Here is a 26,525-nt window from a genome sequence, read left to right on the forward strand (position 1 = left end):
TCCTCAGGCAATGGCAGGTTCGGGGGTGGCATGCAGCTGCAGTTCGCCCTTGAGGATTTCCTCGGCGAACAGCTCAGCGGTGCGAGCGGCGGCGGCGGTCATGATGTCGAGGTTGCCGGCGTACTTGGGCAGGTAGTCACCGAGGCCTTCGACCTCCATGAAAATCGATACCCGGTTACCATCAAACACCGGGCCGTTGACCAGCTTGTAGCCGGGTACATAGCGCTGGACCTGAAGGATCATGGCGTCGAGGGCGGCACGGATGGCCGGCTCATCCGGGGTGTCTGCAGTCAGGCAATGCACGGTATCGCGCATGATCAGTGGCGGCTCGGCGGGGTTGACGATGATGATCGCTTTGCCCAGTTTGGCGCCGCCGACCTGTTCCACTGCACGGGCGGTGGTGCGGGTGAACTCGTCGATGTTCTTGCGCGTGCCGGGGCCGACCGACTTGGAGGCGGCAGTGGCGATGATTTCGGCGTAATCCACCGTCTGCACGCTGGACACTGCCGCCACCAGCGGAATCGTCGCCTGGCCACCGCAGGTGACCATGTTGACGTTCATCACGCCACGGGCAAGGTTGGCCTTGAGATTGACCGGCGGCACGCAGTATGGGCCAATGGCGCACGGGGTAAGGTCGATCATCAACACGCCGAGGGCGTTGAGCTTGCGCGAGTTCTCGGCATGGACGTAAGCGGAAGTGGCGTCAAAGGCGATTTGTACCTGGTCATCGAGTACATGCGGCAACAGCCCGTCGACACCGTCGGCGGTGGTTTTCAGGCCCAGTTCACGGGCGCGCTGCAGGCCTTCGGAGCCGGCTTCGATACCGACCATCCAGACCGGCTCCAACACCTCGCTGCGCATCAGTTTGTAGAGCAGGTCGGTGCCAATGTTGCCTGGCCCGATCAGCGCACATTTGATCTTCTTGCTCATGGTTGTTCGCTCCTGGGAGGGGAAAGGAAGGGGGTGGCCTCAGGCGACAAAACGCAGGCTGGCGTTGCCCAGGCCGCTCATCGACAGGTTGATGCGATCACCGGGTACCAGCGGTACCAGTGGCGCCAAGGCTCCGGAGAGGATGATTTCGCCCTGGCGAAAGGGAATGCCCAGCTCGCCCAGGGTGTTGGCCAACCAGGCCACTGCCTCGCACGGATGGCCCTGTACTGCCGAGCCCAGGCCACTGCCAGCCGGCTGGCCGTTCTTGAGCATGTGCATTTCAACGCGGGCCAGGTCCAGGTCACGTGGATCGATACGCGCCTCACCCAGGGTGAAAATCCCGCAGGAGGCGTTGTCGGCCACGGTGTCCTGGATGCGGATCTGCCAGTTGTCGATACGTGAGTCGACGATTTCGAAGCACGGCGTTACCGCGGCGCTGGCGGCCAGTACGTCTTCAGCACGAATGCCGGGGCCTTTGAGGTCTTGGGCAAGGATAAAGGCGATCTCGCCTTCGGCCCGTGGCTGGATCAGTTGGTGCTGGGCGAAGCTGACTGCGCTGCCATCCGCCACCTGCATTGCATCGGTGAGAAAACCGAAGTCGGGTTGGTGCACGTCGAGCATCTGTTGCACGGCGCGGCTGGTGACGCCGATCTTCTTGCCGATGACGCGCTCACCAAGGGCTTCGCGGCGCTGCAAGAAACGCAGGGAAATTCGGTAGGCCTGATCCAGGCTGATGGCCGGGTGACGTTGGGTCAGCGGGGCAAGTGTTTTGCGGCCACGCAAGGCATTGAACAGCTCATCGCCCAGGGCGGTGATCAGGGAAGCATCCATGGCGGTTTCGCTCTGTGTAAGGAATAAAAAAGCCGGTCCCAAGGGTCCAGGGTACCGGCGAAAAGGGTGGCTTCAGCCGGGCCAGACGCTGCTGTCGGCACCGCCATCGACGTCGATGATCTTGCCGGTGACCCAGCCTGAAGCCGGGCTGGCCAGGTACAGCGCGGCCGCGGCGATGTCCTCGGGGCTGCCCAGGCATTTGAGCGGGGTGTTGGCTTCCATGGCCTGGCGCATGGCCGTGGGCATGACCTTGTTCAGCGCTTCGGTCAAGGTCGGCCCGGGGGCGACGGCGTTGACCCGTACCTGGGGGGCGAAGTCCTGAGCCAGCAGGCGTGTCAGGTGACTCAATGCGGCCTTGGCGGTGCCATAGGCACTGAACTGTCGCTGGGCATAACGTGCGGCCACTGAGCTGACATTAATAATGTTGCCGCCCCCGGCCTCGCGCATCAGCGGCACGCACAGCTGGCACAGGGCATAAGCACTGGAAACGTTGAAACGCAGAATCTCTTCGAACTGCTCCGGGCTCATGCTCAGGGCATCGTTGGGGCCACCACCACCAGCGTTGTTGACCAAGTGGGTGATGCGCCCGAAGTGCTCCTGACTGCGACGCACCAGGGCCTGGCGTTGTTCGCTGTCGTTGACATCGCAGGCGATGGCCAGGGCGCGGCGGCCGAGGCGGCGTACCTCGTCGGCGACGCGCTCGATGTCGTCAGGGCTGCGCGCGCTGCAGACCACATCGGCACCGGCTTCGGCATAGGCCAGGGCGATGGCGCGGCCAATGCCACGGCCGCTGCCAGTGACGATGGCGACGCTGCCGGGGAGCTGGAAACGTTGCAGGATACTCATTGGCTGTTCTTCCTCAAGCGTGAGTGGACGCATGAGAGGAGTATTTCCCGCGGCGTGGGTGGGAGCATCGTCTCAATGGACTAAGGGCAATAGCCTGCACACCTGCCTGTAGCCGCTGCCGCCAGGCTGCGATCGACTGCACAGCAGTCGCCTTTGAGTTTCTACGACCGCTCCGCGGCCGATCGCAGCCTGGCGGCAGCGGCTACGTCAGTAGCTGTTCGCACCTATAGTCCGCTTTGACGATGAAGCCTGGGCTGGGCAATCCGATCATCAATCACGGCTCGCGCATTGGCGCAACGAGATTGGGAGAACACACAGGATGCACAGCATGCGAGAAAAGACTCAGGACGAAATCGAACTGCTGGAGCGCGCGCGGCGCTTGCTGCCGGCGCTGCGCGAACGCTCGTCACAAGGTGATCGCGAGCTCAAGGTCGCGGACGAATCGATTGCCGAGTTGAAATCGGCAGGGCTGTTGCGGGCCCTGCAACCGCGGGCGTTCGGTGGCTATGAAGTGGACCCGCGCACCTTTTTCGAGATCCAGATGATCCTCGCCGAAGGGTGCATGTCCACCGCCTGGGTCTACGGCGTGATGGGCGTTCACCCCTGGCAGCTGGCACGCTACCCGGTTGAGGCCCAGCGTGAAGTATGGGGCGAAGATCATGACACCCTGGTGTCTTCAACCTATATGCCGACCGCCAAGGTCACAGTGGTCGAAGGCGGCTATCGCATCAGCGGCCGCTGGGGCTTTTCCAGCGGTAGCGAACACTGTCAGTGGGTGCTGCTCGGCGGTATCCTCCCGGCGGAGGGGGACCTGCCGGCCGAACATGGCACCTTCCTCCTGCCACGCGTGGACTACCAGATTCAACGCAACTGGGAAGTGCTCGGCCTGCGCGGCACCGGCAGCCACGACATCCTCGTCGAAGACGCCTTTGTCCCGGCGCACCGGGTGCAACGCACCAACAATTGCACCCTCGAGGCCACACCAGGGCGCCTGGTCAACAGCAACCCGATCTACGCCATTCCCTTTGCCCAGGTGTTTTCCCGTGCGGTCTCGACCTCGGCCATCGGCGCGTTGCAAGGCGCCATTGATCTGTTCCGCGCCAATGCTGCGCAGCATATCGGCAAGCACGGCGCCCGCACGGCGGATGATCCTGCGGCGCAAACCGCAGTGGCCGAAGCCACGCTCACGGTCGATAGCCTCAAATTGGTGCTGGAACGCAACTACGAGCACTTGATGCAGCTGGCCCGCGCCGGCGAGTACCCGGACGTGGAAACCCGTCTGCTGTACCGCTACCAGTCGGCTTATGTCACCAACCTGTGCGCTGAGAAGGTCAACGAACTGCTGCGCTGCATGGCGGCGTCAGGGCTCTACAACAGCAACCCGGTGGCGCGTATTTTCCGCGACCTGCACCAGGCGCGTGGGCACATCGCCAACAACTTTCAGGCCTACGGGCGCAGCCTCGGCGCGGTGCAATTGGGCCTGCCAAACCCTGATCCGTACGTTTGATGCCATCGACCGTCAACCTGCCCGCAAGCCGGGCAGGCGACTTTGAGAACTGAGCCATGAATGACTTTCTTGCCTTGCGCGTGGCGCGGGTGGTCGAGGAAACGGCCGATGCCCGTTCGCTGATCTTCGATGTGCCCGAGCAGCTGGCTGAACGCTTTCGCTACCAACCCGGGCAGTTCCTGACCCTGCGCATCCCCTACGGCGATGACTGGCTGCCGCGCTGTTACTCGCTGTCGAGTACGCCGTTGCTGGACGAGCCGCTGCGGGTGACGGTCAAGCGGGTGCGCGATGGACGGGCCTCGAACTGGTTGTGCACTGAGCTGCAAGAAGGCCAGACCCTGCAAGTCCTGCCGCCCGCCGGAGTGTTCGTGCCGCGCAATCTGGACGCTGACCTGCTGCTGTTCGGCGGGGGCAGTGGCGTAACGCCAGTGCTGTCGATCCTGCGTTCGGCGTTACTGGTCGGGCAGGGGCGAATTCTGCTGATCTACGCCAACCGCGACGAAAGCTCGGTGATCTTTCGCGACGAATTGCGCTTTCTGGCCAATGCTCACCCCGAACGCCTGCAGATCGTCCATTGGCTTGACTCGGTCCAGGGCATTCCCGCGGCAGCGCAATTGGCGGCACTGGCGCAACCGTTCATGGATGCCCAGGCCTTCATCTGCGGCCCCGGACCGTTTATGGACACCGCCGTCAGCGCCTTGAAAAGCCTGGGGGTGCCGGGCGAACGGGTGCATGTCGAACGTTTTGTCTCCTTGCCCGGTGAAAGCGAAGTGCTGCAGGTGGTTGCCAGCGAAGCGGCGGTGGCTGCGCAACTGGCGGTGCGCCTGGATGGTGAGGAGCACCACTTGGCGTGTGACAGCGGCGAGACGCTGCTGGCTGCCATGGAACGTGCCGGCCTCAAGCCGCCCAGTGCATGCCGGGTCGGGGGCTGTGCCTCGTGCATGTGCACCCTGGAAAGCGGCGATATCGAACTGCTGATCAACGATGCGCTGGATGCCGGCGAACTGGCCGAGGGCTGGATCCTGGCCTGCCAGGCCGTCCCCACCAGCGCGAACCTGCGAATCCGTTTTCCTGAGTGATGCCCATGAATGAACTTGTCATGCCTTCGCCTTTGCCGGGCACCGCTGGTCAGGACGCCGTGCCGTCGACCATTGCTCGCTTGCTGTTTGACAGTGCCCGGCGTTTTGCCGGGCGTACGGCCATTGAGGACGAGGGCGTCTGTACCGATTATGCCGAGTTGCCAGCGTTGGCCTTGACCGTTACCCGCGGCCTGATGGCCCTGGGCATCCAACCGGGTGACCGGGTGGCGGTCTGGGCACCCAATGGGCGCGCTTGGATCGTCGCGGCCTTGGGCATCCACTGCGCCGGTGCGGTGCTGGTACCGATCAATACGCGGATGAAGGGCGCCGAAGCGGCGGATGTGCTGGCCCGCAGCGGTTGCCGGGTGCTGTTTGTCCAGCAGCGGTTTCTCGACACCGACTACCCGTCGATGCTGGCCGCACATCGTCCGCGCAGCCTTGAACACCTGGTGGTATTCGCCAGCGACTCGCCCCGTAACGCTTGCGACCTGAGCTATGAGCAGTTTGTCGCCGGCGCCGCCATCGTCGAAGTACTCAAAGCTGAGCGCCGGGCCTTGGCCGTTCAGCCCGAGGCGGTCTGCGACCTGTTGTTCACCTCTGGCACAACAGGCAAGCCCAAGGGCGTGATGAGCGGCCATGGCCAATGCCTGCGGGCCTTCAGTGAGTACGTGCGGGTGATCGGCCTGGTGCCGGGAGACCGCTACCTGATCGTCAATCCGTTCTTCCACGCCTTTGGCTACAAAGCCGGCTGGCTGACCTGCCTGATCGCCGGGGCGACGATCCTGCCCCATGCGGTGTTCGATGCTGAAGCGGTATTCCAACGGATTACCCGCGAGCGCATCAGCGTCTTGCCGGGGGCGCCGACGTTGTACCTGTCGCTGTTGGCGCATCCACGCCTGCGCGAGACCGACCTGTCGAGCCTGCGCATCGCGGTGACCGGTTCGGCGAGCATTCCACCGAGCCTGATCGAGCGCATGCGCCGCGAATTGGGCTTTAGCTGCGTAACCACTGCTTACGGCCTGACCGAATGCGGCGGTCTGGCCACCCTGTGTGATCCGCAGGATTCGGCCGAAGTCATTGCCGGCACCAGTGGCCGGCCGCTGGCTGGAACCGAGGTGAGTATCCGCGATCCGCACAACCAGGCCTTGGCCAGCGGCGAGACCGGGGAGATCTGCCTGCGCGGCTTTCATGTGATGCAAGGCTATTTCGAGAACCCCGAGGCCACGGCCGAAGCCATCGATACGCAGGGCTGGCTGCATACCGGTGATGTCGGGCGCCTGGATGCGGCAGGCAACCTGACCATCACCGACCGCCTCAAGGACCTGTTCATTGTCGGCGGCTTTAACTGCTACCCGGCGGAGATCGAAGCGGCGCTGATCGCTCATCCGGCCATTGCCCAGGTAGCGGTGATCGGCATTGCCGATGAGCGCATGGGCGAGGTGGGTTGTGCTTGCGTGGTGTTGCGCGAGGGGCAGCAGTTGCAGGAACCGGAGCTGATCGCCTGGAGCCGGGAGCGCATGGCCAATTACAAGGTGCCGCGGCAGGTGCGCTTCATGACCTCATTGCCGTTGAACCCGTCAGCCAAAGTCGCCAAGAACGAGTTGCGGGCGCTGGTGGGGCAAGGCTGACGAGTTGTTGTGCGGCCATCGCTGGCAAGCCAGCTATCACAGGTTTGGTCGATGCAGTTCCTGTGGGAGCCGGCCTTGCCGGCGATGAGGCCAGGTGGCCTAGGCCATATGGATGATGTTCACACCGCCGCCGCGTTTCACTCTGCGCAGGTCACCTCACAACAACAAGAAAAAGGATCGCTGCATGTCTAGGTTCAACGCGACTCATGGCGGGCTGTTGCTGACACTTTCCGTGGCCTGTGCGCACGCCAACGCTGGCCCTCGAATCGAGCTGGGCGAAAACACCACCCTGGATTCGTCGCTGACGGTCAACTACACCGCTTCCATGCGTACCGCCAAGCCCGCTCACCAGTACCTCAACGACATCAACAACGACGACGGCACGCGCAACTTCGATCGCGGTGCGCTGATCACCAACCGGGTCAGCCTGTTCGGTGAATTACTGCTCAAGCACGACAACCTCGGTGCGGTACTGCGCGGCAGCCATTTCTACGACGATGTCTATCACAACCGCAACGACAACGACTCACCGGACACCGTCAACAAGATCGGCCGCGCCGATGGTTTTACGGAAGACACCCGCCGCTTGAGCGGCAGCAAGGCCCGATTGCTCGATGCCTATGTCTACGGCAACTTTGATGTCGCCGAGAGTCAGTACCTGTCGATCAAGGCTGGGCGCCACCTGGTGGCCTGGGGCGAGAGTCTGTTCTGGGCCAACATCAGTCAGGGTCAGGCGCCGGTGGATGCGACCAAGTTCAACGTGCCCGGCACTGAAGCCAAGGACGCCTACCTGCCTGTGGGGCAAGTGTCGGCCTCGTGGTCGCTCAATGAAGACCTGGCGCTGGTCGGCTTCTATCAATACGAGTGGGAAAAGACTCAGCTCAACCCGGTGGGCGATTATTTCGGCAGCGATACCTTCGGACCGGGCGCCGAGTTCTTTCGCCTCGGTGCCGGGGTGATCAACAGCCTGCCGGACGATACCTTCACCGCCGTCACTTACGCCGGTGACGTCGAACCCCGCGACAGCGGCCAATGGGGCTTGGGCGTACGCTACCGGATCACCGAGAACACCGAAGTCGGCCTGTTTCATTACCGCTATCACGAGCGGGTCGGGGCGCTGTTCTTCGACTTCAGCGGCCAGACCCAATACTCCTCGCTCAGCGGCGTTGGCCGTTATGCCAGCGCTGGCAGCGGCCCGGTGTACCGCCTGGGCTACTTCGACGATGTCGAGCTGACCGGGGTCAGTTTCAGTTCCAAGGTTGGTGACTCGGTGCAGTTTGCCGGCGACCTCAGCTACCGCGACGGTGCCGCCGTGTACCTGGACAACGGCGCCCCGGCGCGTGGCCAGTTGTGGCAGGGCAACCTCAATGGCAGCTATATCATTGGCCCGAGCTTTCTCGCCCAGCAAACCACGGTCATGGCCGAGGTGGTGCACCAGCACATCGAAGGCGTCGATACCCTGCATATCACCGGGGGTGGGCCGGGCGTCGACGGCAGTTTCAACAATTTCGAGTCCGAGACCCAGACCCGCGGCCAGACCCTGCTTGGCATAGGTACCTACATGGATTACCTGGGCATCGCCGATGGTCTGGACCTGACTACCCGCCTGGTCTGGACCCAGAACGTCGATGGTAGCGCCTATCAAGGCCTTGGCCGTGACGAAAAACGCCTGACCGTCGGTGGCGATTTCAAGTACCTGGGCAACTTCCAGGTCGGCCTGACCTATGTCGCCTACCTCAGTTCCCCGGACATCGCCCAGGGCCGCCTGCTGGCCGACCGCGATTACCTGTCGTTCAACGCTAAATACACCTTCTGACCGAAAAGGGCCTGCCATGCACACGTCTCCCTTCAGCCCGATCGACATCGGCCCACTGACCCTGAAAAACCGCTTTATCAAAGCGGCCACCAACGAAGGCATGAGCACCCAGGGCCTGCCGTCCAAGCAACTGGTCAAGCTCCACGCCGGGCTTGCCCGTGGCGCAGTGGCCTTGACCACCGTGGCCTATTGCGCGGTCAGCAAGGACGGGCGCACCTTGCCCAACCAGCTGACCCTGACCCGCGAAAGCTTGCCGCACTTCAAGGCGCTGACGGATGCCGTACACAAAGAAGGTGGGTTGGTCAGTGCGCAGATTACCCACGGTGGTTGCTTCACCTTCCTTCGCGAGCGCACCACCCGTTACCCGCTGTCGGCCAGCGGCGGTTTCAACAAGATCGGCATGATGAGTGGCATGTTTTTTAAACAAGCCATGAACGAGACGGACATGCGCCAGGTGGTTGAGGACTTTGCTCAAGGTGCGCGACTGGCTCGCGAGGCCGGTTTTGACGCCGTGGAAATCCACATGGGCCATGGTTACCTGCTCAGTCAGTTCATCTCGCCGATGTACAACAAGCGTCGTGACCACTACGGCGGCACCCTGGAAAACCGCTTGCGCTTTCCGCGCCGGGTGCTGCGCGCGGTGCTTGAAGCGGTGGGGCGCGATCTGGCGGTGATTTGCAAGTACAGCGTCACCGAGGGCGTACGCGCCGGTAACAGCGCCGAAGATGGCGCGAGGATCGCCCGTATGCTCGAGCAGGAAGGTGCTCACCTGTTAGTACTCAGCGCCGGAATGAACGCTGAATCGATCACCACCATGTTCGGTTCCTCCTTTCCCAAGGAGAACCGCGTGCAGCAGAAGAATCCGGTGATTGCCCTGGCGATGAAAATCCAGCGCCTGCGTGACCCGGTGGTGGAGTTTCATGAGCTATACCTGCTGGAACATGCGCGCAAGGTGCGGGCGGCGGTGAAGATGCCATTGGCCTATTTGGGCGGGGCCAAGAGCATGGCGAGTATCGAGCAGGTCATGGCTGAAGGCTTTGATCTGGTGGCCATGGGCCGGGTGTTGTTGGCCGAGTCGGACTACGTTGAAAAACTCGCCACCGGTGCCAGCAAGGACTCCATCTGCACCGCCTGCAATCGCTGTGTGGCGATGATGTACACGCCGGGCGGCACCTCCTGTGTGCTGGGCAAGCCCGGCGACGCCGAGCTCAACCGCCAGCCGGCGGCGTCTTAGACCATTGCCCTCGTAGCCGCTGCCGTGAGGCTTCGATCGGGCGTGAAACGACCGTCATTCAGGCCCCTCTCGGTGACTGGATGACGACTGCTTTGCAGCCGATCGCAGCCTCACGGCAGCGGCTACGAGGGGTAGTCAGACAATTCACTTGCTGTAGCCGCTGCCGAGGCACGAGGCTGCGATCGACTGCTGGGCAGTCGCTTGCCAGGTTCTGCGGCCGTTTCACGCCCGATCGAAGCCTCACGGCAGCGCCGAGGGTCAGGCTTCAACCGTGCTGGAGAAACTCCAGGCAGCTACGGTTGAACAATTCACGGTGCTCCACCTGCACCCAGTGCCCGCAACGGTTAAGCACGATAAAGCGCGCATTGGGCGCGCCATCGATGATGCGTTGCGCGCCACTGACCGGGTTGAAGTTGTCGTTGCTGCCCCAGAAGCCGAGGATCGGGCACTGCAGCTCACCAAGGCGCGCCTCCATGTTCGGCACCTGCATGGTGCTGAACAGGTTCTTCGGCTGCGTCACCGCCACGGCCACCCGTTCCTCCAACAGGCTCTGCGGCAAAATCGAGTCATCGAACAGCTGCAGGCGCATCATGCTGCGCATCTCTTCAAGGCCGACGGGCCCGGCATTGAACAGGTTGACCATGCGCAGGATGCCTTGCATCTGGAAGTAGGTCTCGCGCTCCTCGACGCCACCGGGCGCCAGCAAAATCAAGCGTTCCACCCGCTTCGGCAGGCGCAAGGCCAGGCCCAGGGCAATCGCGCCGCCGAGGGAGTTACCGAGCAGGGTGCAGCGGTCGATGTCCAGGGCGTCGAGCACGGCAGCGACGTTGTCGATGAAGAAATCCAGGTGGTACTGCACATCCTCGGGCTTGTCCGAGCGGCCAAAGCCGGGCAGGTCGAGGACAATGTTGCGGTAGCCGGCTTCAACGAACTGCGGGTAGTTGCCCTTGAAATTACTAAAGCCGCTGGCGCCTGGACCGCTGCCATGCAGCCAGAGCACCACCGGGCCGCTGCCTTCATCCAGATAGTGCAGGCGCAGGCCGCCGGGGGTGGTCAGGTAGTGGCCGGTGGGTAACGGCAGGTCGGTGGCTGAGGTCATGGCGAGTCTCCAATGTCGACGATGAGTGGGCGCGAGCAGCCAGGCCGCAGCGAGCCTGAAGGGGCAAGGTGCCGGGCCTGGTTCGCGCCCGGTGATCGTCGGTTGCCACCGGCCGTTCGGCATCGTCCATTCAGACCACGCCCCGGGCGCTAGTCCTATCGGACGATGCCTGCGGGCCGCGTCCGACCCAATCATGCAGGTGACCGGCCTGCTGGGTGTTCAGCGGGCTTCTATGCACGGCACTGCGGGAGAACGCTATGAAGTTGCTGAACAAAGTCGCCTTTGTCACCGGCGCGGGGCAGGGGATGGGCCAGGCCATGGTGCGTCGTTTCGTTGCCGAAGGCGCCAAGGTGGTGGCGGTGGACCTGAACCAGGTGGCCCTGGCCGAGAGCCTGGCGGATCTGACTGATCTTGATGACCGGGTCCTGGCGCTGGCCTGCAACGTCGCCGATGCAGCGTCGGTGGCCGATGCCATGGGCGAGGTCGAAGCGCGCTTTGGCGGCCTCGACATTGTCGTCAATAACGCCGGTGTAGGTGCCTTCGACAGTTTCCTCGAGACCCCGGACGAGAGCTGGGCGCGGGTCATTGGGGTCAACCTCGGTGGCACCTTCTTGTGCTGCCGCGAGGGCGCCAAGCTGATGGTCAAGGGTGCACGTAAAGGGGTGATCATCAACCTCTCCAGCACCGCTGCACTGACCGGCGAAGGCCCTAGCCACTACTGCGCGTCCAAGGCCGGGGTCATGGGCCTGACCCGTTCCATCGCCCGCGAGCTGGCAGCGAGCGGCATCCGCGTCAACAGCCTGGTGCCGGGCCCCACCAATACACCCATGATGGCCGGAGTGGCCGAAGAGCACATGCAGGCCATGCTCAAGAACGTGCCGCTGGGCCGCTTGTGTGAAACCGACGAGATTGCCGGGGTGGCGGTGTTCCTGGCCAGCGACGATGCCAGCTTTATCACCGGCCAGAACATTGCGGTCAACGGCGGCATGGCCTTTATCTGAGGGGATACCGATGAGCAAACGACTCGCCAACAAGATCGCTTTCATCACTGGCGCGGGTTCTGGCATTGGCCAAGCTACCGCCTTGCGTTTTGCCGAGGAGGGCGCCACGGTGGTGCTCTGCGGGCGCCGCGAACAACCGCTGCAGGCGGTACTGGAACAGATTCAAGCCGCGGGCGGGCAGGGCGACATTGCCGTAGCCGACGTCAGTAATGAGCAGGCCTACGTCGCGGCCCTGGAGAACGCCGCCCGGCGTCACGGGCGTCTCGACATCCTGGTCAACAACGCCATGGCCTACACCTGGGGGGGCGTTGACACGCTGTCGACGGCTGACTGGCGCGCCAACTTCAGCACCACCGTCGATGGCACCTTCTTTGGCACACGCACCGCCATGCGCCTGATGAAAGACCAGGGCGGTGGTGCCATCGTCAACATCGCCTCGATCTGTGGCCTGTTCGGCACTGCCTGGATGGCCGGATATTCAGCGGCCAAGGCGGCGGTGATCAACTTCAGCCGCGCGGTGGCCAGTGAAGGTGCTGCGCACAACATTCGTTGCAACGTGGTCATCCCCGGCGTGGTCGACACCCCGGCGACCGCCGGCATGCTCAGCGACGACAAAACCCGGCGCAACACCGAAAAGGTCATCCCTATGCAGCGGGTGGGGCTGCCGCTGGAGTTGGCCAATGCGATCCTGTTTTTGGCCAGCGACGAGGCCTCCTACGTCACCGGCGCGAGCCTGGCGGTGGATGGCGGCCGCAGCTCGGACCTGTACACGGTGCTGGATTAATGACGATGGAGACGACCTCGCTGTACGCGCGCATTGAGCGCCTGGAATCGCTGGATGCGATCCGCCAACTGGCCGGCAAATACGCCCTGGCCCTGGACATGCGCGACATGGACGCCATGGCCAACTGCTTTGTTCCAGATGTCAAAGTCGGTCGCGACAAGCAGGGGCGGGCGCATTTCAAGGCATGGCTGGATGAAACCATGCGCCGGCAGTTCCACGGCACGTCCCATCACCTGGGTCAGCACATCATCGAGTTCAGCGATGCCGACCATGCCACCGGCGTGGTCTATTCGAAGAACGAGCATGAGACCGGGGCTGAGTGGGTAATCATGCAAATGCTCTACTGGGATGACTACGAGCGGGTTGACGGGCGTTGGTGCTTTCGGCGGCGGCTGCCGTGCTACTGGTACGCCACCGACCTGAACAAGCCGCCGATTGGCGGCCTGAAAATGCGCTGGCCGGGGCGTGAGCCTTACGCTGGCAGTTTTCATGAGTTGTTCCCGTCGTGGGACACGTTCTGGGCGCAGCGGCCGGACAAGGACGCCTTGCCGCAGATCGCTGAGCCGGCACCGCTTGAGCAGTTTTTGCGGACGATGCGGCGAGGGGCAGGGGAGCCGAAAATTCGCGTGCGCTAGTGGCGTGGGGCTGTTTTACCGGACACCTCCATCCGTGATTGTCAGGCGGCCTGCCGCTCCTGTTCCGGCCCGATCAGGCGGCAGGCAACCCTGTGTTGAAATCAACGCGAGGGTGACCAGTTAACGAAAGACCAGAAAAGACAGATGCAGTTTAGGAAGCGTCTGACATCATTTTTTTGCCGAGCTTGGTAACTTTTCCGGGTGTTTACGCCAGCTCAAGCAGGATATGGCTTGGGTATCGCGTTTTTTTCTCACCCGTTTAAGGACAAACGTATGTTCGCGCCGGCTCATAGCGTGCATTTCGAGTTACTGATCCCCACGGTTCGCAATGATTTCAAGGTGCTGGCGTTTGACGGTAGTGAAACCATCAGTTGCCTGTATGCGATCAAGGTTGAACTGGTCAGCGAGTACCCTGACTTCGACTTGGAAAGCTTGCTCGGCCAGCCGGCATTTCTGCGCTTTGGCTTGCAGGGTGAAGGGATTCATGGGCGAATCGAACATGTCTTGGCCGGTGAGCCGGGCAGGCGGCTGACCCGCTATCAGTTGACCTTGGTGCCGGCCCTGCATTACTTGCAGTTCAGTCACAATCAGCGGATTTTCCAGCAACTGACGGTGCCGCAGATCGTCACCCAGGTGCTTCAGGGCCATGGCATTCAGGCTGATGCCTTTGCGTTCCATGTCCGCACCAGCCCTGAACGCGAATACTGCACTCAATATTTTGAAAGCGACTACGAACTGATCCGGAGGCTGTGCAGTGAAGACGGGATTGCCTGGCATCACCAACACAGCCCGGATGGCCACTTACTGGTCTTCACCGACGACCAGACGTTTTTCCCCAAGCTCGGCGCAACGCCGTATCAGCAAGGCGGTGGTCTGGTGGCCGATCACCCGGTCATCAGCCAGTTCTCCCGGCGCTTCAGCACCCGCACCAGCACGGTCACGCGCCGCGGCTATGACTTCCAGCGGCCAAGCCTGCTGCTGGAAAGCCAGTTCACCGCCGAGTTCAGCCCGCCGCTTGAGGACTACCGCTACCCGCTGTCGATGGACACCGAGAAACTCGCCAGGCAACGCGCCCGCCAAGCCCTGGAACGACACCGCAGCGACTATCAGTTGGCCGAAGGTCAAAGCGACCAACCGTTTTTGCGCAGCGGCCACTTCTTCGACCTGACCGAGCACCCGCGTAAAGACTGCAATAACTTGTGGCTCTTGCTCAGCGTCACCCATGAAGGTAAACAGCCGCAGGTGCTTGAGGAGTCAGTCGGCAGCGACGTCCAGCCTGCCGACGGATTTACCCAAGGCTATCGCAACAGCTTCAGCGCCATTCCCTGGGACGTGTTCTACCGGCCACCGCTGGTCACCCGCAACGCCGTGCTGGTCAGTCAGACCGCCCGGGTTACCGGGCCGGCCGGGGAAGAAATCTTCTGCGATGAATACGGGCGGGTCAAAGTCGAATTTCACTGGGACCGTGCCGAGCTGAGCAGTGACAAGAGCAGTTGCTGGATACGCGTGTCGTCCAGCTGGGCGGGGGCGGGCTTTGGTGCGGTGACTCTTCCGCGCGTCGGCATGGAAGTGGTGGTGACCTACCTGGAGGGTAATCCCGACCAGCCGTTGATTACCGGTTGCGTGCCCAACAAGCTCACCCCGCAGCCTTACCCGTTGCCCGCGAACAAAACCAAGACCGTGCTGCGCAGCCGTAGCTCGCCTGACAGCGGTGGCTACAACGAGCTGTCGATTGAAGACCGCAAAGGCCAGGAGTTGATCTACCTGCGTGCCCAGCGCGACCTGGAGCAAAAGATCGAACACGACAGCCAGCTTGAGGTCGGTAACGAGCGCCGGGAAACCATCAAGGGCAACAGCATTGCAGTGCTGGAAGCTGAAGACCAGCGCACTGTTGGCGCGGACCGCAAGGTCGAACTCAAGGCTAACGACAATTTGCAGGTCGCCAGCAGCAGCCATACCCGAGTGGGGCAAACGCTGGTGGTTGAAGCGGGCCAGCAAGTGCACCTCAAGGCTGGAAGGCAAGTGATCCTCGATGCCGGGGCCAGCATCACCTTGAAAGGTGGCGGCCAACACATCGTCATCGGCCCCGGCGGCATTTTCAGCAGTAGCGAAATTCAAATCGGTGGTGCGCCCCTCGCGGGAACTGCAGCGGCGCCAGCGTTGCCTGGCCTGCTCGACGAATTATCGACACCGCCGCCGCTGGAGGCTGCGGCGCAGGCAAAGGCACTGATGCGGGCTGAGCCATGGTGTGAAATCTGTGAACAGACTGCGAAGGAAAATGCCCAGTGAGTAGCGTCCCCCAAGCCAATTACCTACTGATCGACGGTGTCTTGCGCGCCAATGCCTTGGCAAATCTTTACGCGCTCGCAGAGCCGGTTGAGATCGAACCGCTGTACCAGGGAACCCGCTGGAGGGAACTCAAAGACCTTGGACCTATATTAGTCGCGACTCAAGGCTCATCCGACCTGATTCAGACAACATGGCAAAGCGCTGCCCAGCAGGCTGACGCCAGCCTTTTATACAGCCCTGCGCCGATAATCGCCGTTGCCGATCATTTGCGCCGCTTCATTGCGCCCTCCGATGTACGTGGCAGCAAGGGCTTGCTGCGTTTTGCCGACCCACTGGTGGCGCGTCACTGGCTAGGCAGTTATCAAGGTGCGCACCGGGATGCGGTGCTTGGCCCGATTCAATCTTGGCACCTGCCGCAACGTTCCCATTCCTGGGCGCTTGACCAACCCCCCGAGTGGTGCACATTCACTCGCACGGCGGCGCCCCCTCAGTGGGCGGAGGGATACGCTCAGTTGGGCGAAGCACAGATACATGCGCTTGATCAGGCCGCACGCTGGCGCTTCATGGAACGGCTGCACCATCGCGTTGAGCGCAGTCATCCTCAACACCTGGCACGCCTTGATAAGAGCCAGCTATCCCAGTGGTTTGATGACCGTCTCGATGAGGGCCAGGCCTGGGGACTTTGCAGCGAACGCAGCCTGACGATTTGGGTTGAATTCAGTCTGCGCTGGGGGGATGGATTCACCAATAACCCTGATGCGCCCTATCAGCGCTGGCTGGCGCGTACCCCCGATGCCCTCAAACTCGCACCAGAGCTGCGTATCCAGCACATGGACAACGCTTGCCTGCACCTCGACGTGAACAAGGACGTGTGATGAACAAGCCCGCGACAGAAGCCGAACTGAACCAGGCCCGGCGCAACCAGGAATTCACCAACGCCCCGATGGGCAGGGGCCAATGCGCCTTCAGACAGGCCGAGGTGGCGATTTTCCCGGTGCGTTATGCGCTGGACGAATCACCGCTAAGCAAAGGCAGTAGCCAAGGACCGAATCCGCTTCCCGCCGGCTGGTCGAGCAAACAGCCCCCGCTGCAGACCCGCAGCTACACCCTGCGTCAGCTGCGTGATGGCTGGCTGTATGTGTGGAACAGCGTCGACCAGACCTTCCACGAGTACCAGGTAAACGCTGAGTACTTCACCCGCCACCGCTGGACCGACAGCGAGTTGAATCAGGACACGCGTCACAACCCGGGCGAAAGCCAGCCGTACCTGCTCTATCCCCGCCGTAGCCAGCTGCGTATCGCATACTCGCCGGTGCAATGGACCTGGCGCATGTGCGAGCTGATGCGCAGCAGCGCCACCGAACAGCACCAATGGATGCGAGCGGTGGATCTGCCGGCGTTTTGTGCCAGCGGAACCGTCGAGCACGGTGGCTTGATTACCGAGCTGGGCAACAGCGTGGCGGATATTTTCGTCTACGGCGCCAACGCCCCGACCTTTTCCAGCACGCTGTTGCCGACAACAGCGAGTGAATCAGACCTGCCGAGCAAAGCGGCGTTCGAAGAGGCCTTGGTGCGCGGGCGGGTCCCCGAACAAGACACGGCGCTGTTCATCGCGCTGGATGATCCGTTGGCCATGGTCGACGACTTGAACATGAACCTGACCGGTCGGCTGATGGAACTGAGTCAGTTTGAAAGCCAGCACCAACACACAATGGAAAGCGCGCTCGCCGTCGAGCGGTTGTGTGGGTTTGATAGCGATGCATTTATCCCCGCCTCAATTGAGGACCCTATAGAGCGCCAAGCCTGCACCGACGACCTGTACACCCTGCTGAAAGCCGTGGATGAAGTCGAGCGTGGCAAGGACCTGGTCTCTACCGATTTGGAAAGCGTGGTGGAGATGGGCGCGACTTCGGCACTCACTGCCGCCAGGGCCACGTTTGAAGGCAGATGGGGGCAACTGTCCGGGCAAGGTGATTGGCAGGCCGCCCTTGAAGAATGGAAGGCCAAACGCTTGTGGCGCGAGGACGTGCGCTTTGATGAGGTGCAGCAGTACCTGAGTCAGACCACCACCCAGGCGCAACGGCTTCGAGCGCATGGCCAGCGAAGCGAAGCGGATCTGCTCACCTGGCTTGATCGCCTCAGCCCCCGCGCTGAGGCGGTTTACCACGACACCTGCAAAGCCGACCAAGCCAGCGAATTGCTGGAGACCGCACACGCGCTGTACACCGTACTGGGCAACGGGCAGAGCGGGCAAAAGTGGCTGTGCCAGCAGGCCAGGCGACCGACCAGCCTGTTCGGCCTGGCGCTGTACAACTTCAGTCCGGACGTGGCGGCCTTGATCAAAACGGTGTCGCACAACTTCACCACCTACGGCACCCTTGACGACCAGGGCCGTGAAGGGGATGGCAGCACCCCGGCACTGACGCCGAGCGCGGCGGGTGATGTGACGAGCATCGCCACCCGAGCCAATGAAATGAAAGCGGTCCTTGACCTGGAGTCAGTCCGCAACAGCCCGCCTTACCAAGCCATGAGCAGCGCCGCCAAGCAAGCCATGAGCACCCTGATCCAGGTCGCCAACAACCAGGCCAGGGACGCCTGGCACGGGCTCAGCGGCATGCTGCTGCCGGCCATGAAGCAAGACACCGGCTTGACCCTTGCGGCGACCCAGGTGTTGATCTCTACTGAAATATCCAGCGCCACCCAGTTGCTCACCAACCCGACCTACTTACGTGACTACCAGGCCTGGCTGCTGCAAGTGCAAACCGTGAACAACAAAATAACCGGCGCCAAGCGCGTGTTGCTTCACCCCGCGCCGGCTCACGACCAACGCAGCGCGCGAATATCACTGCAAACCCATGAAGAACAGCTGAAACAGCTGTTCCTCAAACGGCCTAACCAGATCATCGCCAAAGCGTCTGGCAGCACACGCCTGAATGCCCCGCTGGGGCTGATTAACAGCTGGCTCGTCGACCTGGGGCAATCTGAGGTGTTGGCGCAACTGAAAGTGGCCGGTACCGAAGATTACCTGGTGCGCACCAAAGCCTGGATGGGGCAGAACCTGGGCAATGCCTTGCCAGCCTTGCTGGTTGGTTTGAACGTGTGGAACGTCTGGAGCAGCGCCAAGAAGGCGCAGAACGACGGTCATTTTTCTGCGGATGAATGGCGCACCATGGGAGCCAATGCCGCTTACGCCGCCAATGCCATCGCGGCGTTGTGGGTTGGGCCGGCTTGGAGTCGGGCGGGGGGGATGTCTGCGAAGTTGGGTGACATGACACTGAAGGTTGCTCAGGCTGGTTATTCTCAATGGCTAGGAAAAGCCAAAAGCGCTACCAGTGGTAGCGCCCAAGCTGCAGTGGCAAACGAGTTTGCCACGGTTTCGAAGGGTCTGATTTTGCGTACGGTGACATGGGCAGCGTTGGGGGCCGTTGCTGCTGGGCTTGAGGCGTGGCAGATCGCCGAAGACGCTGATGTTGCCACTAGCGAGGAAGAGAAAACGCTACTGTCATGGAAGCTTCGTATTGCGCAGGGGACGGCTTTTGCTTTCAGCGTCCAGTTAATTGGCGCAAGACTCGGCTATTGGGTTAGTTTTGCCTGGATTATGTCGACGCCAGTAACGATCACGCTAGCGCTCTTGGGTATTGCCTATCTGATGGTCTCCATGGCCGCCAACCGCTTCAAGCGTGAGGGGCTCCGTTTATGGCTGTACCGCTGCAGTTGGGGACGCGGGGCAACACCTGCATCGCAGGGCAAGGAAGGCCATCTCGAGCAAATGCAAATGCTGCTGGAGACCTTGCAGCGCCCCACAGTAATGGCAAGGGCCTTGTCTTACGGCGGTGGCAGCACCCCGAGGAGATGGCTGGGCTTCTGGGTGCAAATCCAGCTGCCTGCAGCGTTGGCGGGCAAAGAGCTGACCTTGCAGCCAGCGATAATCGAGAAGCGTTATTTTTCGAAAGGTCGGCTGTCTGTCACAGAGAGCAATTTTTACGACCAGTTTCTCGAAGGTAACTGGGTCGACCCAACGCTGCTTGGAGAGTTGCCGGGAGGACCAAGAAATAAACTCAGTCCAGCGGACTTCACCTACCCCTCGCAAGAGCAACACCGACTTTGGCAAGTCTGGATAGATAGCTCCGCGGCCAGTCCGGTCCTTGAATTGGAGGTTAAATATCCGGCTGGCGTGCGGCAGCGAAGCGATCGTCGTGGATACATGTTTCGGCTGGCCCTGGAATGGACAACGAATGAAGCCGACCGGGCCAACACTGCATTTAATAATGAGTTGATGGAGAAGGATGGCATCGTACTGGCCAATAAAAATACCAAACTCTTAAAGCTGGATGTTCCAGATTAAACTAATTAGTGAGCGCTTCAGTGTTTAAACTCAATAAGGACCTTGAGCTGCCGCCGCAGCTTAAATGGAAATTTTCGCATGAGCCCGAATTGTTGGGTTGGACAATTCGGGCGCGTAATTACAATACGTTTGTAGCTAATTGCATGTTTTTGTTTTTGTCAGTCGCATTGATTGGTTTGTCGTATGTAGTGTATTTAGTGCCCGCGCCGGGTGAAGGCGTCATGGCTAGATTTGTAATTAGCTTTTGTTTTTATATGATATTTTCATTTGTAATCTTGAGTGTAACCCATCAGCGGATGAAGTTTGCCTATCGCGTCAGCCGATCTGGAGTGGAATATTGTATTTGGAAAGAATTTCCGAAATGGGCTCTGATATTTTTAAAATGGCTTGCGGCGATCACTGCTATTTTTTTTATATTCATGGCAACCATTGATCCGTCATACTTGCTTGGCGCGCTGATAGGTCCTGGTGGAGTAGGGTTGACGTACCTCTCGATGGCCTACTCGAAGAGTTATCGGGAAATGCACACTCAATACCATCACTATGCATTTAAGTGGAAAGAGTTCACCCAGCTTGCGATTGCTACCAATCGAGAAGTGGTCGATTTGAAATACAGTATCACCATGGAGGGGGATGACTTTGTAACTAATTGGAGCTTAAATATTTTTTGCAAGCGAAAACAAAAGGAAAAAGTGGCGGAACTTATCAGGCCTTTTTTGTCTCCAGGTGTGCCTTTTATTAAGGCGAAAGTTAACGTGCCGCTCAGTACAGATTAATGGTTGAACGTTGGTGGCAATTGGCCCAGTTTCTCGATGGCAACTGGGTCGATCCAACGCTGTTTGGAGCGTTGCCGGAAGGACCAAGAAATAGACTCTGTCTAGCGGATTATACTTACCCCTCGCAAGAGCAATATCAGACTTTGGAAAGTCTGGGCCGATAGTCACGCGGCCAGTCCGGTTCTTGAATTGGAGATTAAATGCCCGGCTGGCGTGTGGCAGCGAAGCGATCGCCGTGGATACATGTTTCGGCTGGCCCTGGAATGGACAACGAATGAAGCCGACCGGGCCAACACTGCATTTAATAGTGAGTTGATGGAGAAAGATGGCATCGTACTGGCCAATAAAAATACCGAACTCTTAAATCTGGATGTTCCAGATTAAATTAATTAGTGAGCGCTTCTGTGTTTAAATTCAATAAGGACCTTGAGCTGCCGCCGCAGCTTAAATGGAAATTTTCGCATGAGCCCGAATTGTTGGGTTGGACAATACGGGCGCGTAATTACAATACGTTTGTAGCTAATTGCATGCTTTTGTTTATGGCTGTATTGAATGTTGGGGCCGCGTTTATCATGTACTCGGTGTACGCGGGGATGAGTCAGCCTTGGCGAACATTATCTTGCGTTTTTTTTTATATGTTGATGTTGTTTGTGACTTTGTCCATGACTCATCAGCGGATGAAGTTTGCCTATCGCTTCACCCGATCCGGAATAGAGTGCTGTGAATGGAAAGATTTTCCGGAGTGGGCCCTGACATTTTTGAAATGGCTTGCCGGCATAACGGCGATTTTCTTTGTTTTTATGGCAACCATTGATCCGTCATTCTTGCTTGGTGCGCTGATAGGTCCTGGCGGAATTGGGTTGACGTATCTCTCGATGGCATACTCAAAGAGTTATCGGGAAATGCATACCCAATATCATCATCTGATATACGAGTGGAAAGATTTCACGCAGCTGGCTATTGCGACGAATAGAGAGGTGTTGGACTTGAAGTTTAGTCATTTCGATCAGCGTCTCGGACGAGTGGTGAATTGGAGTTTGAATATTTTTTGCAAGCGAAAGCAAAAAGAAAAAGTAGCAGAATTTATCAGGCCTTTTTTGTCCCCAGGTGTGCCTTTTATTAAGGCGAAAGTTAACGTGCCGCTCAGTACAGATTAATGATTGAGCGTTGGTGGCAACTGCCCCAGTTTCTCGATGGCAACTGGGTCGATTCAACGCTGTTTGGAACGTTGCCGGAAGGACCAAGAAATAGACTCTGTCCAGCGGATTACACTTACCCCGCGCAAGAGCAATACCAGACTTTGGAAAGTCTGGGCCGATAGTCACGCGGCCAGTCCGGTTCTTGAATTGGAGATTAAATACCCGGCTGGCGTGTGGCAGCGAAGCGATCGCCGTGGATACATGTTTCGGCTGGCCCTAGAATGGACAACGAATGAATCCGGCCGGGCCAACACTGCATTTAATAATGAGCTGATGGAGAAAGATGGAATCGTACTGGCCAATAAAAATACAAAACTTTTAAAGCTGGGTGTTCCAGATTAAATTAATTAGTGAGCGCTTCTGTGTTTAAATTCAATAAGGACCTTGAGTTGCCGCCGCAGCTTAAATGGAAATTTTCGCATGAGCCCGAATTGTTGGGTTGGACAATTCGGGCGCGTAATTACAATACGTTTGTAGCTAATGGCATGCTTTTGTTTATGGCTGTATTGAATGTTGGGGCTGCGTTCATCATGTACTCGGTGTACGAGGGGATGAGTCAGCCTTGGCGAACATTGTCTTGCGTTTTTTTTTATACTTTGATGTTGTTTGTGACTTTGTCCATGACTCATCAGCGGATGAAGTTTGCCTATCGCTTCAGCCGATCTGGAGTGGAATATTGCAAGTGGAAAGATTTTCCGGAGTGGGCTCTAAAGTTTTTAAAATGGCTTGCAGGGATAACGGCGATTTTTTTTATCTTCATGGCAACCATTGATCCGTCATTCTTGCTCGGCGCGCTGATAGGTCCCGGTGGCGTGGGTTTGACGTACCTTTCGATGGCCTACTCAAAGCGCTATCGAGAAATGCATACCGAATATCACCACCATGAATTTAAGTGGGATGAGTTTACACAACTTGCCATTGCTACCAATCGAGAAGTCGTTGATTTGAAGTACAGCGTCATCCTAGAGGGGGATGACTTTGTAACTAATTGGAGTCTAAATGTTTTTTGCAAGCGAAAGCAAAAAGAAAAAGTGGCGGAACTTATCAGGCCTTTTTTATTCCCAGGTGTGCCTTTTATTAAGGCGAAAGTTAACGTGCCGCTCAGTACAGATTAATGATTGAGCGTTGGTGGCAACTGCCCCAGTTTCTCGATGGCAACTGGGTCAATTCAACGCTCCTTGGAGCGTTGCCGGAAGGACCAAGAAATAGACTCGGTCCAGCGGATTATACTTACCACTCGCAAGAGCAATACCAGACGTTGGAAAGTCTGGGCCGATAGTCCCGCGGCCAGTCCGGTCCTTGAATTGGAGATTAAATACCCGGCTGGCGTGTTGCAGCGAAGCAATCGCCGTGGATACATGTTTCGGCTGGCACTGGAATGGACAACGAATGAAGCCGACCGGGCCAACACTGCATTTAATAATGAGTTGATGGAGAAAGATGGCATCGTACTGGCCAATAAAAATACCAAACTCTTAAATCTGGATGTTCCAGATTAAATTAATTAGTGAGCGATTCTGTGTTTAAATTCAATAAGGACCTTGAGCTGCCGCCGCAGCTTAAATGGAAATTTTCGCATGAGCCCGAATTGTTGGGTTGGACAATTCGGGCGCGTAATTACAATACGTTTGTAGCTAATTGCATGCTTTTGTTTATGGCTGTATTGAATGTTGGGGCCGCGTTTATCATGTACTCGGTGTACGAGGGGATGAGTCAGCCTTGGCGAACATTGTCTTGCGTTTTTTTTTATACTTTGATGTTGTTTGTGACTTTGTCCATGACTCATCAGCGGATGAAGTTTGCCTATCGCTTCAGCCGATCTGGAATAGAGTGCTGTGAATGGAAAGATTTTCCGGAGTGGGCCCTGACATTTTTGAAGTGGCTTGCGGGCATAACGGCGATTTTCTTTGTTTTTATGGCAACCATCGATCCGTCATTTTTGCTTGGCGCGCTGATAGGTCCTGGCGGAATCGGATTGACGTATCTCTCGATGGCCTATTCAAAGAGTTATCGAGAAATGCATACCCAATACCATCATCTGATTCATAAGTGGAAAGATTTCACGCAGCTTGCTATTGCAACCAATAGAGAGGTGGTCGATTTAAAATACAGTACCACCCTGGAAGGAGATGATTTTGTAACCAATTGGAATATAAATATTTTTTGCAAGCGAAAGCAAAAGGAAAAAGTGGCGGAACTTATCAGGCCTTTTTTGTCTCCAGGTGTGCCTTTTATTAAGGCGAAAGTTAACGTGCCGCTCAGTACAGATTAATGGTTGAGCGTTGGTGGCAATTGGCCCAGTTTCTCGATGGCAACTGGGTCGATCCAACGCTGCTTGGAGCGTTGCCGGAAGGACCAAGAAATAGGCTCTGTCTAGCGGATTATACTTACCCCTCGCAAGAGCAATACCAGACTTTGGAAAGTCTGGGCCGATAGTCACGCGGCCAGTCCGGTTCTTGAATTGGAGATTAAATGCTCGGCTGGCGTGTGGCAGCGAAGCGATCGCCGTGGATACATGTTTCGGCTGGCCCTGGAATGGACAACGAATGAAGCCGACCGGGCCAACACTGCATTTAATAGTGAGTTGATGGAGAAAGATGGCATCGTACTGGCCAATAAAAATGCCAAACTCTTAAAGCTGGATGTTCCAGATTAAACTAATTAGTGGGCGCTTCAGTGTTTAAACTCAATAAGGACCTTGAGCTGCCGCCGCAGCTTAAATGGAGATTTTCGCATGAGCCTGAATTGTTGGGCTGGACGGTTCGGGCGCGCAATTATAATACGCTTGTAGCTGATTTGATGTTTTGGTTCTGTTTTTTTGTAATAATGATTAGTTCTATTATTATATATATAAGCATGGATGATGATCCTGTTTTTAGTGGACTGCTAACCTTGCTATATTTTTCTGGTTTAAGTATTTCCTTGATATCTATCACTCATCAGCGAATTAATTGTGTTTATCGCATTGCTCAATCTGGAATGGAACATTGTGAGTGGAAAGACTTTCCGGAGTGGGCCCTGACATTTTTGAAATGGCTAGCGGGAATAACGGTGGTTTTTTTTGTTTTTATGGCAACCATTGATCCGTCATTCTTGCTCGGTGCGTTGATAGGTCCCGGTGGCGTGGGGTTGACGTATCTCTCAATGGCGTACTCAAAGAATTATCGGGAAATGCATACCCAATACCATCACTATGCGTTTGAGTGGAAAGAAATCACTCAGCTCGCGATTGTTACTAATAGAGAAATCGTCGATTTTAAGTACAGTATCATACAAAAGGGCGATGAGCATGTAACCAATGGTGGGGTTAATATTTTCTGCAAAAGAAAACAAAAAGAAAAGATCGCTGAATTTATCAGGTCTTTCCTGTCTCCAAACGTACCTATCATCAAAACCAAGGCTGACGTTCCGCAGTACTGATGGGTGGTTGATTTACATTGTTTTAGCAATAATTATGATGTATTGCGATACAAGCTCTGGTGGAGCCCCTACAATGAGCTGATGGAGAAAGATCGTGCTGCCCAATAAAAATACAAAACTCTTAAAGCTGGATGTTCCAGATTGAACTAATTGGTGGGCGTTTCAGTGTTTAAACTCAATAATGACCTTGAGTTGCCGCCGCAGCTTAAATGGAAATTTTCGCATGAACCTGAATTGTTGGGCTGGACGGTTCGGGCGCGCAATTATAATACGTTTGTAGCTGATTTGATGTTTTGGTTCTGTTTTGCTGCAATAACGATTAGCTCGATTCTGATATGTCGGAGCATGGCCGATGATCCTGTTTTTGGTGGGCTTCTAACTCTATTGTTTTTTTCTAGTGTAAGTTTTGCCTTGGTGTCTATCACCCATCAGCGAATGAAGTTTGCCTATCGCTTCACTCCTACTGGAGTGGAATGCTGTGAATGGAAAGATTTTCCGGAGTGGGCCCTGACATTTTTGAAATGGCTTGCCGGCATAACGGCGATTTTCTTTGTTTTTATGGCAACCATTGATCCGTCATTCTTGCTTGGTGCGCTGATAGGTCCTGGCGGAATTGGGTTGACGTATCTCTCGATGGCATACTCAAAGAGTTATCGGGAAATGCATACCCAATACCACCATCTGATTCATGAGTGGAAAGATTTCACGCAGCTTGCTATTGCAACCAATAGAGAGGTGGTCGATTTAAAATACAGTACCACCATGGAAGGAGATGACTTTGTAACCAATTGGAATATAAATATTTTTTGCAAGCGAAAGCAAAAGGAAAAAGTAGCGGAACTTATCAGGCCTTTTTTGTCTCCAGGTGTGCCTTTTATTAAGGCGAAAGTTAACGTGCCGCTCAGTACAGATTAATGGTTGAGCGTTGGTGGCAATTGGCCCAGTTTCTCGATGGCAACTGGGTCGATCCAACGCTGCTTGGAGCATAGCCGGAAGGACCAAGAAATAGAGTCTGTCCAGCGGATTATACTTACCACTCGCAAGAGCAATACCAGACTTTGGAAATTCTGGGCCGATAGTCCCGCAGCCAGCCCGAGTGCTGGCCA

The 26,525-nt window shown here is 57.7% G+C and carries 22 protein-coding genes; 18 read left to right on the forward strand and 4 right to left on the reverse strand.

What is annotated here, in order from left to right; genetic code table 11:
• Positions 1-3: 3 nt before the first annotated feature.
• The 3 genes from CX511_RS12500 to CX511_RS12510 all read right to left on the reverse strand — a co-directional run bounded on the left by CX511_RS12500 (position 4) and on the right by CX511_RS12510 (position 2,607).
• Complete coding sequence (locus tag CX511_RS12500) at positions 4-930, reverse strand: acetaldehyde dehydrogenase (acetylating) (protein ID WP_101291885.1); 927 nt, start codon at positions 928-930, stop codon at positions 4-6.
• Positions 931-969: 39 nt separating this feature from the next.
• Positions 970-1,761 (reverse strand): fumarylacetoacetate hydrolase family protein, encoded by a 792-nt coding sequence (locus CX511_RS12505; protein ID WP_045190029.1) that lies wholly within the window; start codon positions 1,759-1,761, stop codon positions 970-972.
• A gap of 72 nt (positions 1,762-1,833) precedes the next feature.
• Positions 1,834-2,607, reverse strand: a complete 774-nt coding sequence (locus tag CX511_RS12510; protein WP_101291886.1) for a glucose 1-dehydrogenase — start codon at positions 2,605-2,607, stop codon at positions 1,834-1,836.
• A 319-nt stretch (positions 2,608-2,926) separates the two neighbouring features.
• Between CX511_RS12510 and CX511_RS12515 the strand changes: the two genes are divergently transcribed.
• The 5 genes from CX511_RS12515 (at position 2,927) to CX511_RS12535 (ending at position 9,871) form a co-directional block, all read left to right on the forward strand.
• Positions 2,927-4,114 carry an acyl-CoA dehydrogenase family protein gene (locus CX511_RS12515; protein ID WP_101291887.1) on the forward strand — a complete coding sequence of 396 codons (1,188 nt, stop codon included), beginning with the start codon at positions 2,927-2,929 and terminating at the stop codon, positions 4,112-4,114.
• A gap of 56 nt (positions 4,115-4,170) precedes the next feature.
• Positions 4,171-5,193, forward strand: a complete 1,023-nt coding sequence (locus CX511_RS12520) for a ferredoxin--NADP reductase (RefSeq protein ID WP_045190022.1) — start codon at positions 4,171-4,173, stop codon at positions 5,191-5,193.
• A 20-nt stretch (positions 5,194-5,213) separates the two neighbouring features.
• Positions 5,214-6,821 carry a FadD3 family acyl-CoA ligase gene (locus CX511_RS12525; RefSeq protein WP_101291891.1) on the forward strand — a complete coding sequence of 536 codons (1,608 nt, stop codon included), beginning with the start codon at positions 5,214-5,216 and terminating at the stop codon, positions 6,819-6,821.
• A 184-nt stretch (positions 6,822-7,005) separates the two neighbouring features.
• Positions 7,006-8,637, forward strand: coding sequence for a DUF1302 domain-containing protein (locus CX511_RS12530; RefSeq protein ID WP_045190141.1), 1,632 nt, complete (start codon positions 7,006-7,008; stop codon positions 8,635-8,637).
• A gap of 16 nt (positions 8,638-8,653) precedes the next feature.
• Positions 8,654-9,871, forward strand: a complete 1,218-nt coding sequence (locus CX511_RS12535) for an NADH:flavin oxidoreductase (RefSeq protein WP_045190020.1) — start codon at positions 8,654-8,656, stop codon at positions 9,869-9,871.
• Between the two features lie 265 nt (positions 9,872-10,136).
• Here the strand turns inward: CX511_RS12535 and CX511_RS12540 are convergent, their stop codons facing one another.
• The gene (locus tag CX511_RS12540; RefSeq protein WP_045190018.1) at positions 10,137-10,970 is read right to left on the reverse strand and encodes an alpha/beta fold hydrolase; all 834 of its coding nucleotides are present in this window, start codon (positions 10,968-10,970) and stop codon (positions 10,137-10,139) included.
• 257 nt (positions 10,971-11,227) lie between these two features.
• Here CX511_RS12540 and CX511_RS12545 point away from each other — a divergent pair, with 257 nt between their 5' ends.
• The 13 genes from CX511_RS12545 (at position 11,228) to CX511_RS12605 (ending at position 26,334) form a co-directional block, all read left to right on the forward strand.
• Complete coding sequence (locus tag CX511_RS12545) at positions 11,228-11,971, forward strand: SDR family NAD(P)-dependent oxidoreductase (RefSeq protein ID WP_101291888.1); 744 nt, start codon at positions 11,228-11,230, stop codon at positions 11,969-11,971.
• A gap of 10 nt (positions 11,972-11,981) precedes the next feature.
• Positions 11,982-12,755 carry an SDR family NAD(P)-dependent oxidoreductase gene (locus tag CX511_RS12550; protein ID WP_101291889.1) on the forward strand — a complete coding sequence of 258 codons (774 nt, stop codon included), beginning with the start codon at positions 11,982-11,984 and terminating at the stop codon, positions 12,753-12,755.
• A gap of 5 nt (positions 12,756-12,760) precedes the next feature.
• Positions 12,761-13,390, forward strand: coding sequence for a nuclear transport factor 2 family protein (locus CX511_RS12555; RefSeq protein ID WP_101291890.1), 630 nt, complete (start codon positions 12,761-12,763; stop codon positions 13,388-13,390).
• Positions 13,391-13,663: 273 nt separating this feature from the next.
• Positions 13,664-15,679, forward strand: a complete 2,016-nt coding sequence (locus CX511_RS12560) for a type VI secretion system Vgr family protein (protein WP_220639138.1) — start codon at positions 13,664-13,666, stop codon at positions 15,677-15,679.
• The gene (locus CX511_RS12565) at positions 15,676-16,554 is read left to right on the forward strand and encodes a DUF4123 domain-containing protein (protein WP_101291776.1); all 879 of its coding nucleotides are present in this window, start codon (positions 15,676-15,678) and stop codon (positions 16,552-16,554) included. The genes CX511_RS12560 and CX511_RS12565 overlap by 4 nt, the downstream gene beginning before the upstream one ends.
• Entirely contained in the window at positions 16,554-20,024 is a 3,471-nt protein-coding gene (locus CX511_RS12570; protein WP_220639139.1) for a T6SS effector BTH_I2691 family protein, read from the forward strand. The genes CX511_RS12565 and CX511_RS12570 overlap by 1 nt, the downstream gene beginning before the upstream one ends.
• 20 nt (positions 20,025-20,044) lie before the next feature.
• On the forward strand, positions 20,045-20,800 hold the full coding sequence (locus CX511_RS12575) for a hypothetical protein (RefSeq protein WP_220639140.1): 756 nt from the start codon (positions 20,045-20,047) through the stop codon (positions 20,798-20,800).
• A 404-nt stretch (positions 20,801-21,204) separates the two neighbouring features.
• On the forward strand, positions 21,205-21,957 hold the full coding sequence (locus CX511_RS12580) for a hypothetical protein (protein ID WP_220639141.1): 753 nt from the start codon (positions 21,205-21,207) through the stop codon (positions 21,955-21,957).
• Between the two features lie 404 nt (positions 21,958-22,361).
• Positions 22,362-23,114: a hypothetical protein gene (locus CX511_RS12585; protein ID WP_220639142.1), complete on the forward strand. Its 753-nt coding sequence runs from the start codon at positions 22,362-22,364 to the stop codon at positions 23,112-23,114.
• 189 nt (positions 23,115-23,303) lie between these two features.
• Positions 23,304-23,498 carry a hypothetical protein gene (locus tag CX511_RS12590; RefSeq protein WP_143527595.1) on the forward strand — a complete coding sequence of 65 codons (195 nt, stop codon included), beginning with the start codon at positions 23,304-23,306 and terminating at the stop codon, positions 23,496-23,498.
• A gap of 20 nt (positions 23,499-23,518) precedes the next feature.
• The gene (locus CX511_RS12595) at positions 23,519-24,271 is read left to right on the forward strand and encodes a hypothetical protein (RefSeq protein WP_220639143.1); all 753 of its coding nucleotides are present in this window, start codon (positions 23,519-23,521) and stop codon (positions 24,269-24,271) included.
• 404 nt (positions 24,272-24,675) lie between these two features.
• Positions 24,676-25,419, forward strand: coding sequence for a hypothetical protein (locus CX511_RS12600; protein ID WP_101291778.1), 744 nt, complete (start codon positions 24,676-24,678; stop codon positions 25,417-25,419).
• A 165-nt stretch (positions 25,420-25,584) separates the two neighbouring features.
• Positions 25,585-26,334: a hypothetical protein gene (locus CX511_RS12605; RefSeq protein ID WP_220639144.1), complete on the forward strand. Its 750-nt coding sequence runs from the start codon at positions 25,585-25,587 to the stop codon at positions 26,332-26,334.
• Positions 26,335-26,525: the final 191 nt, after the last annotated feature.

Source organism: Pseudomonas sp. S06B 330 (assembly GCF_002845275.2).
Lineage (GTDB): Bacteria > Pseudomonadota > Gammaproteobacteria > Pseudomonadales > Pseudomonadaceae > Aquipseudomonas.

Bases quoted from the DNA above. Each gene is read 5' to 3' on its own strand.
- CX511_RS12560 (WP_220639138.1), top strand. From the start codon at position 13,664: ATGTTCGCGCCGGCTCATAGCGTGCATTTCGAGTTACTGATCCCCACG.
- CX511_RS12540 (WP_045190018.1), bottom strand. From the start codon at position 10,970: ATGACCTCAGCCACCGACCTGCCGTTACCCACCGGCCACTACCTGACC.
- CX511_RS12515 (WP_101291887.1), top strand. From the start codon at position 2,927: ATGCACAGCATGCGAGAAAAGACTCAGGACGAAATCGAACTGCTGGAG.
- CX511_RS12535 (WP_045190020.1), top strand. From the start codon at position 8,654: ATGCACACGTCTCCCTTCAGCCCGATCGACATCGGCCCACTGACCCTG.
- CX511_RS12555 (WP_101291890.1), top strand. From the start codon at position 12,761: ATGGAGACGACCTCGCTGTACGCGCGCATTGAGCGCCTGGAATCGCTG.
- CX511_RS12525 (WP_101291891.1), top strand. From the start codon at position 5,214: ATGCCTTCGCCTTTGCCGGGCACCGCTGGTCAGGACGCCGTGCCGTCG.
- CX511_RS12500 (WP_101291885.1), bottom strand. From the start codon at position 930: ATGAGCAAGAAGATCAAATGTGCGCTGATCGGGCCAGGCAACATTGGC.
- CX511_RS12510 (WP_101291886.1), bottom strand. From the start codon at position 2,607: ATGAGTATCCTGCAACGTTTCCAGCTCCCCGGCAGCGTCGCCATCGTC.
- CX511_RS12505 (WP_045190029.1), bottom strand. From the start codon at position 1,761: ATGGATGCTTCCCTGATCACCGCCCTGGGCGATGAGCTGTTCAATGCC.
- CX511_RS12530 (WP_045190141.1), top strand. From the start codon at position 7,006: ATGTCTAGGTTCAACGCGACTCATGGCGGGCTGTTGCTGACACTTTCC.
- CX511_RS12550 (WP_101291889.1), top strand. From the start codon at position 11,982: ATGAGCAAACGACTCGCCAACAAGATCGCTTTCATCACTGGCGCGGGT.
- CX511_RS12545 (WP_101291888.1), top strand. From the start codon at position 11,228: ATGAAGTTGCTGAACAAAGTCGCCTTTGTCACCGGCGCGGGGCAGGGG.
- CX511_RS12570 (WP_220639139.1), top strand. From the start codon at position 16,554: ATGAACAAGCCCGCGACAGAAGCCGAACTGAACCAGGCCCGGCGCAAC.
- CX511_RS12520 (WP_045190022.1), top strand. From the start codon at position 4,171: ATGAATGACTTTCTTGCCTTGCGCGTGGCGCGGGTGGTCGAGGAAACG.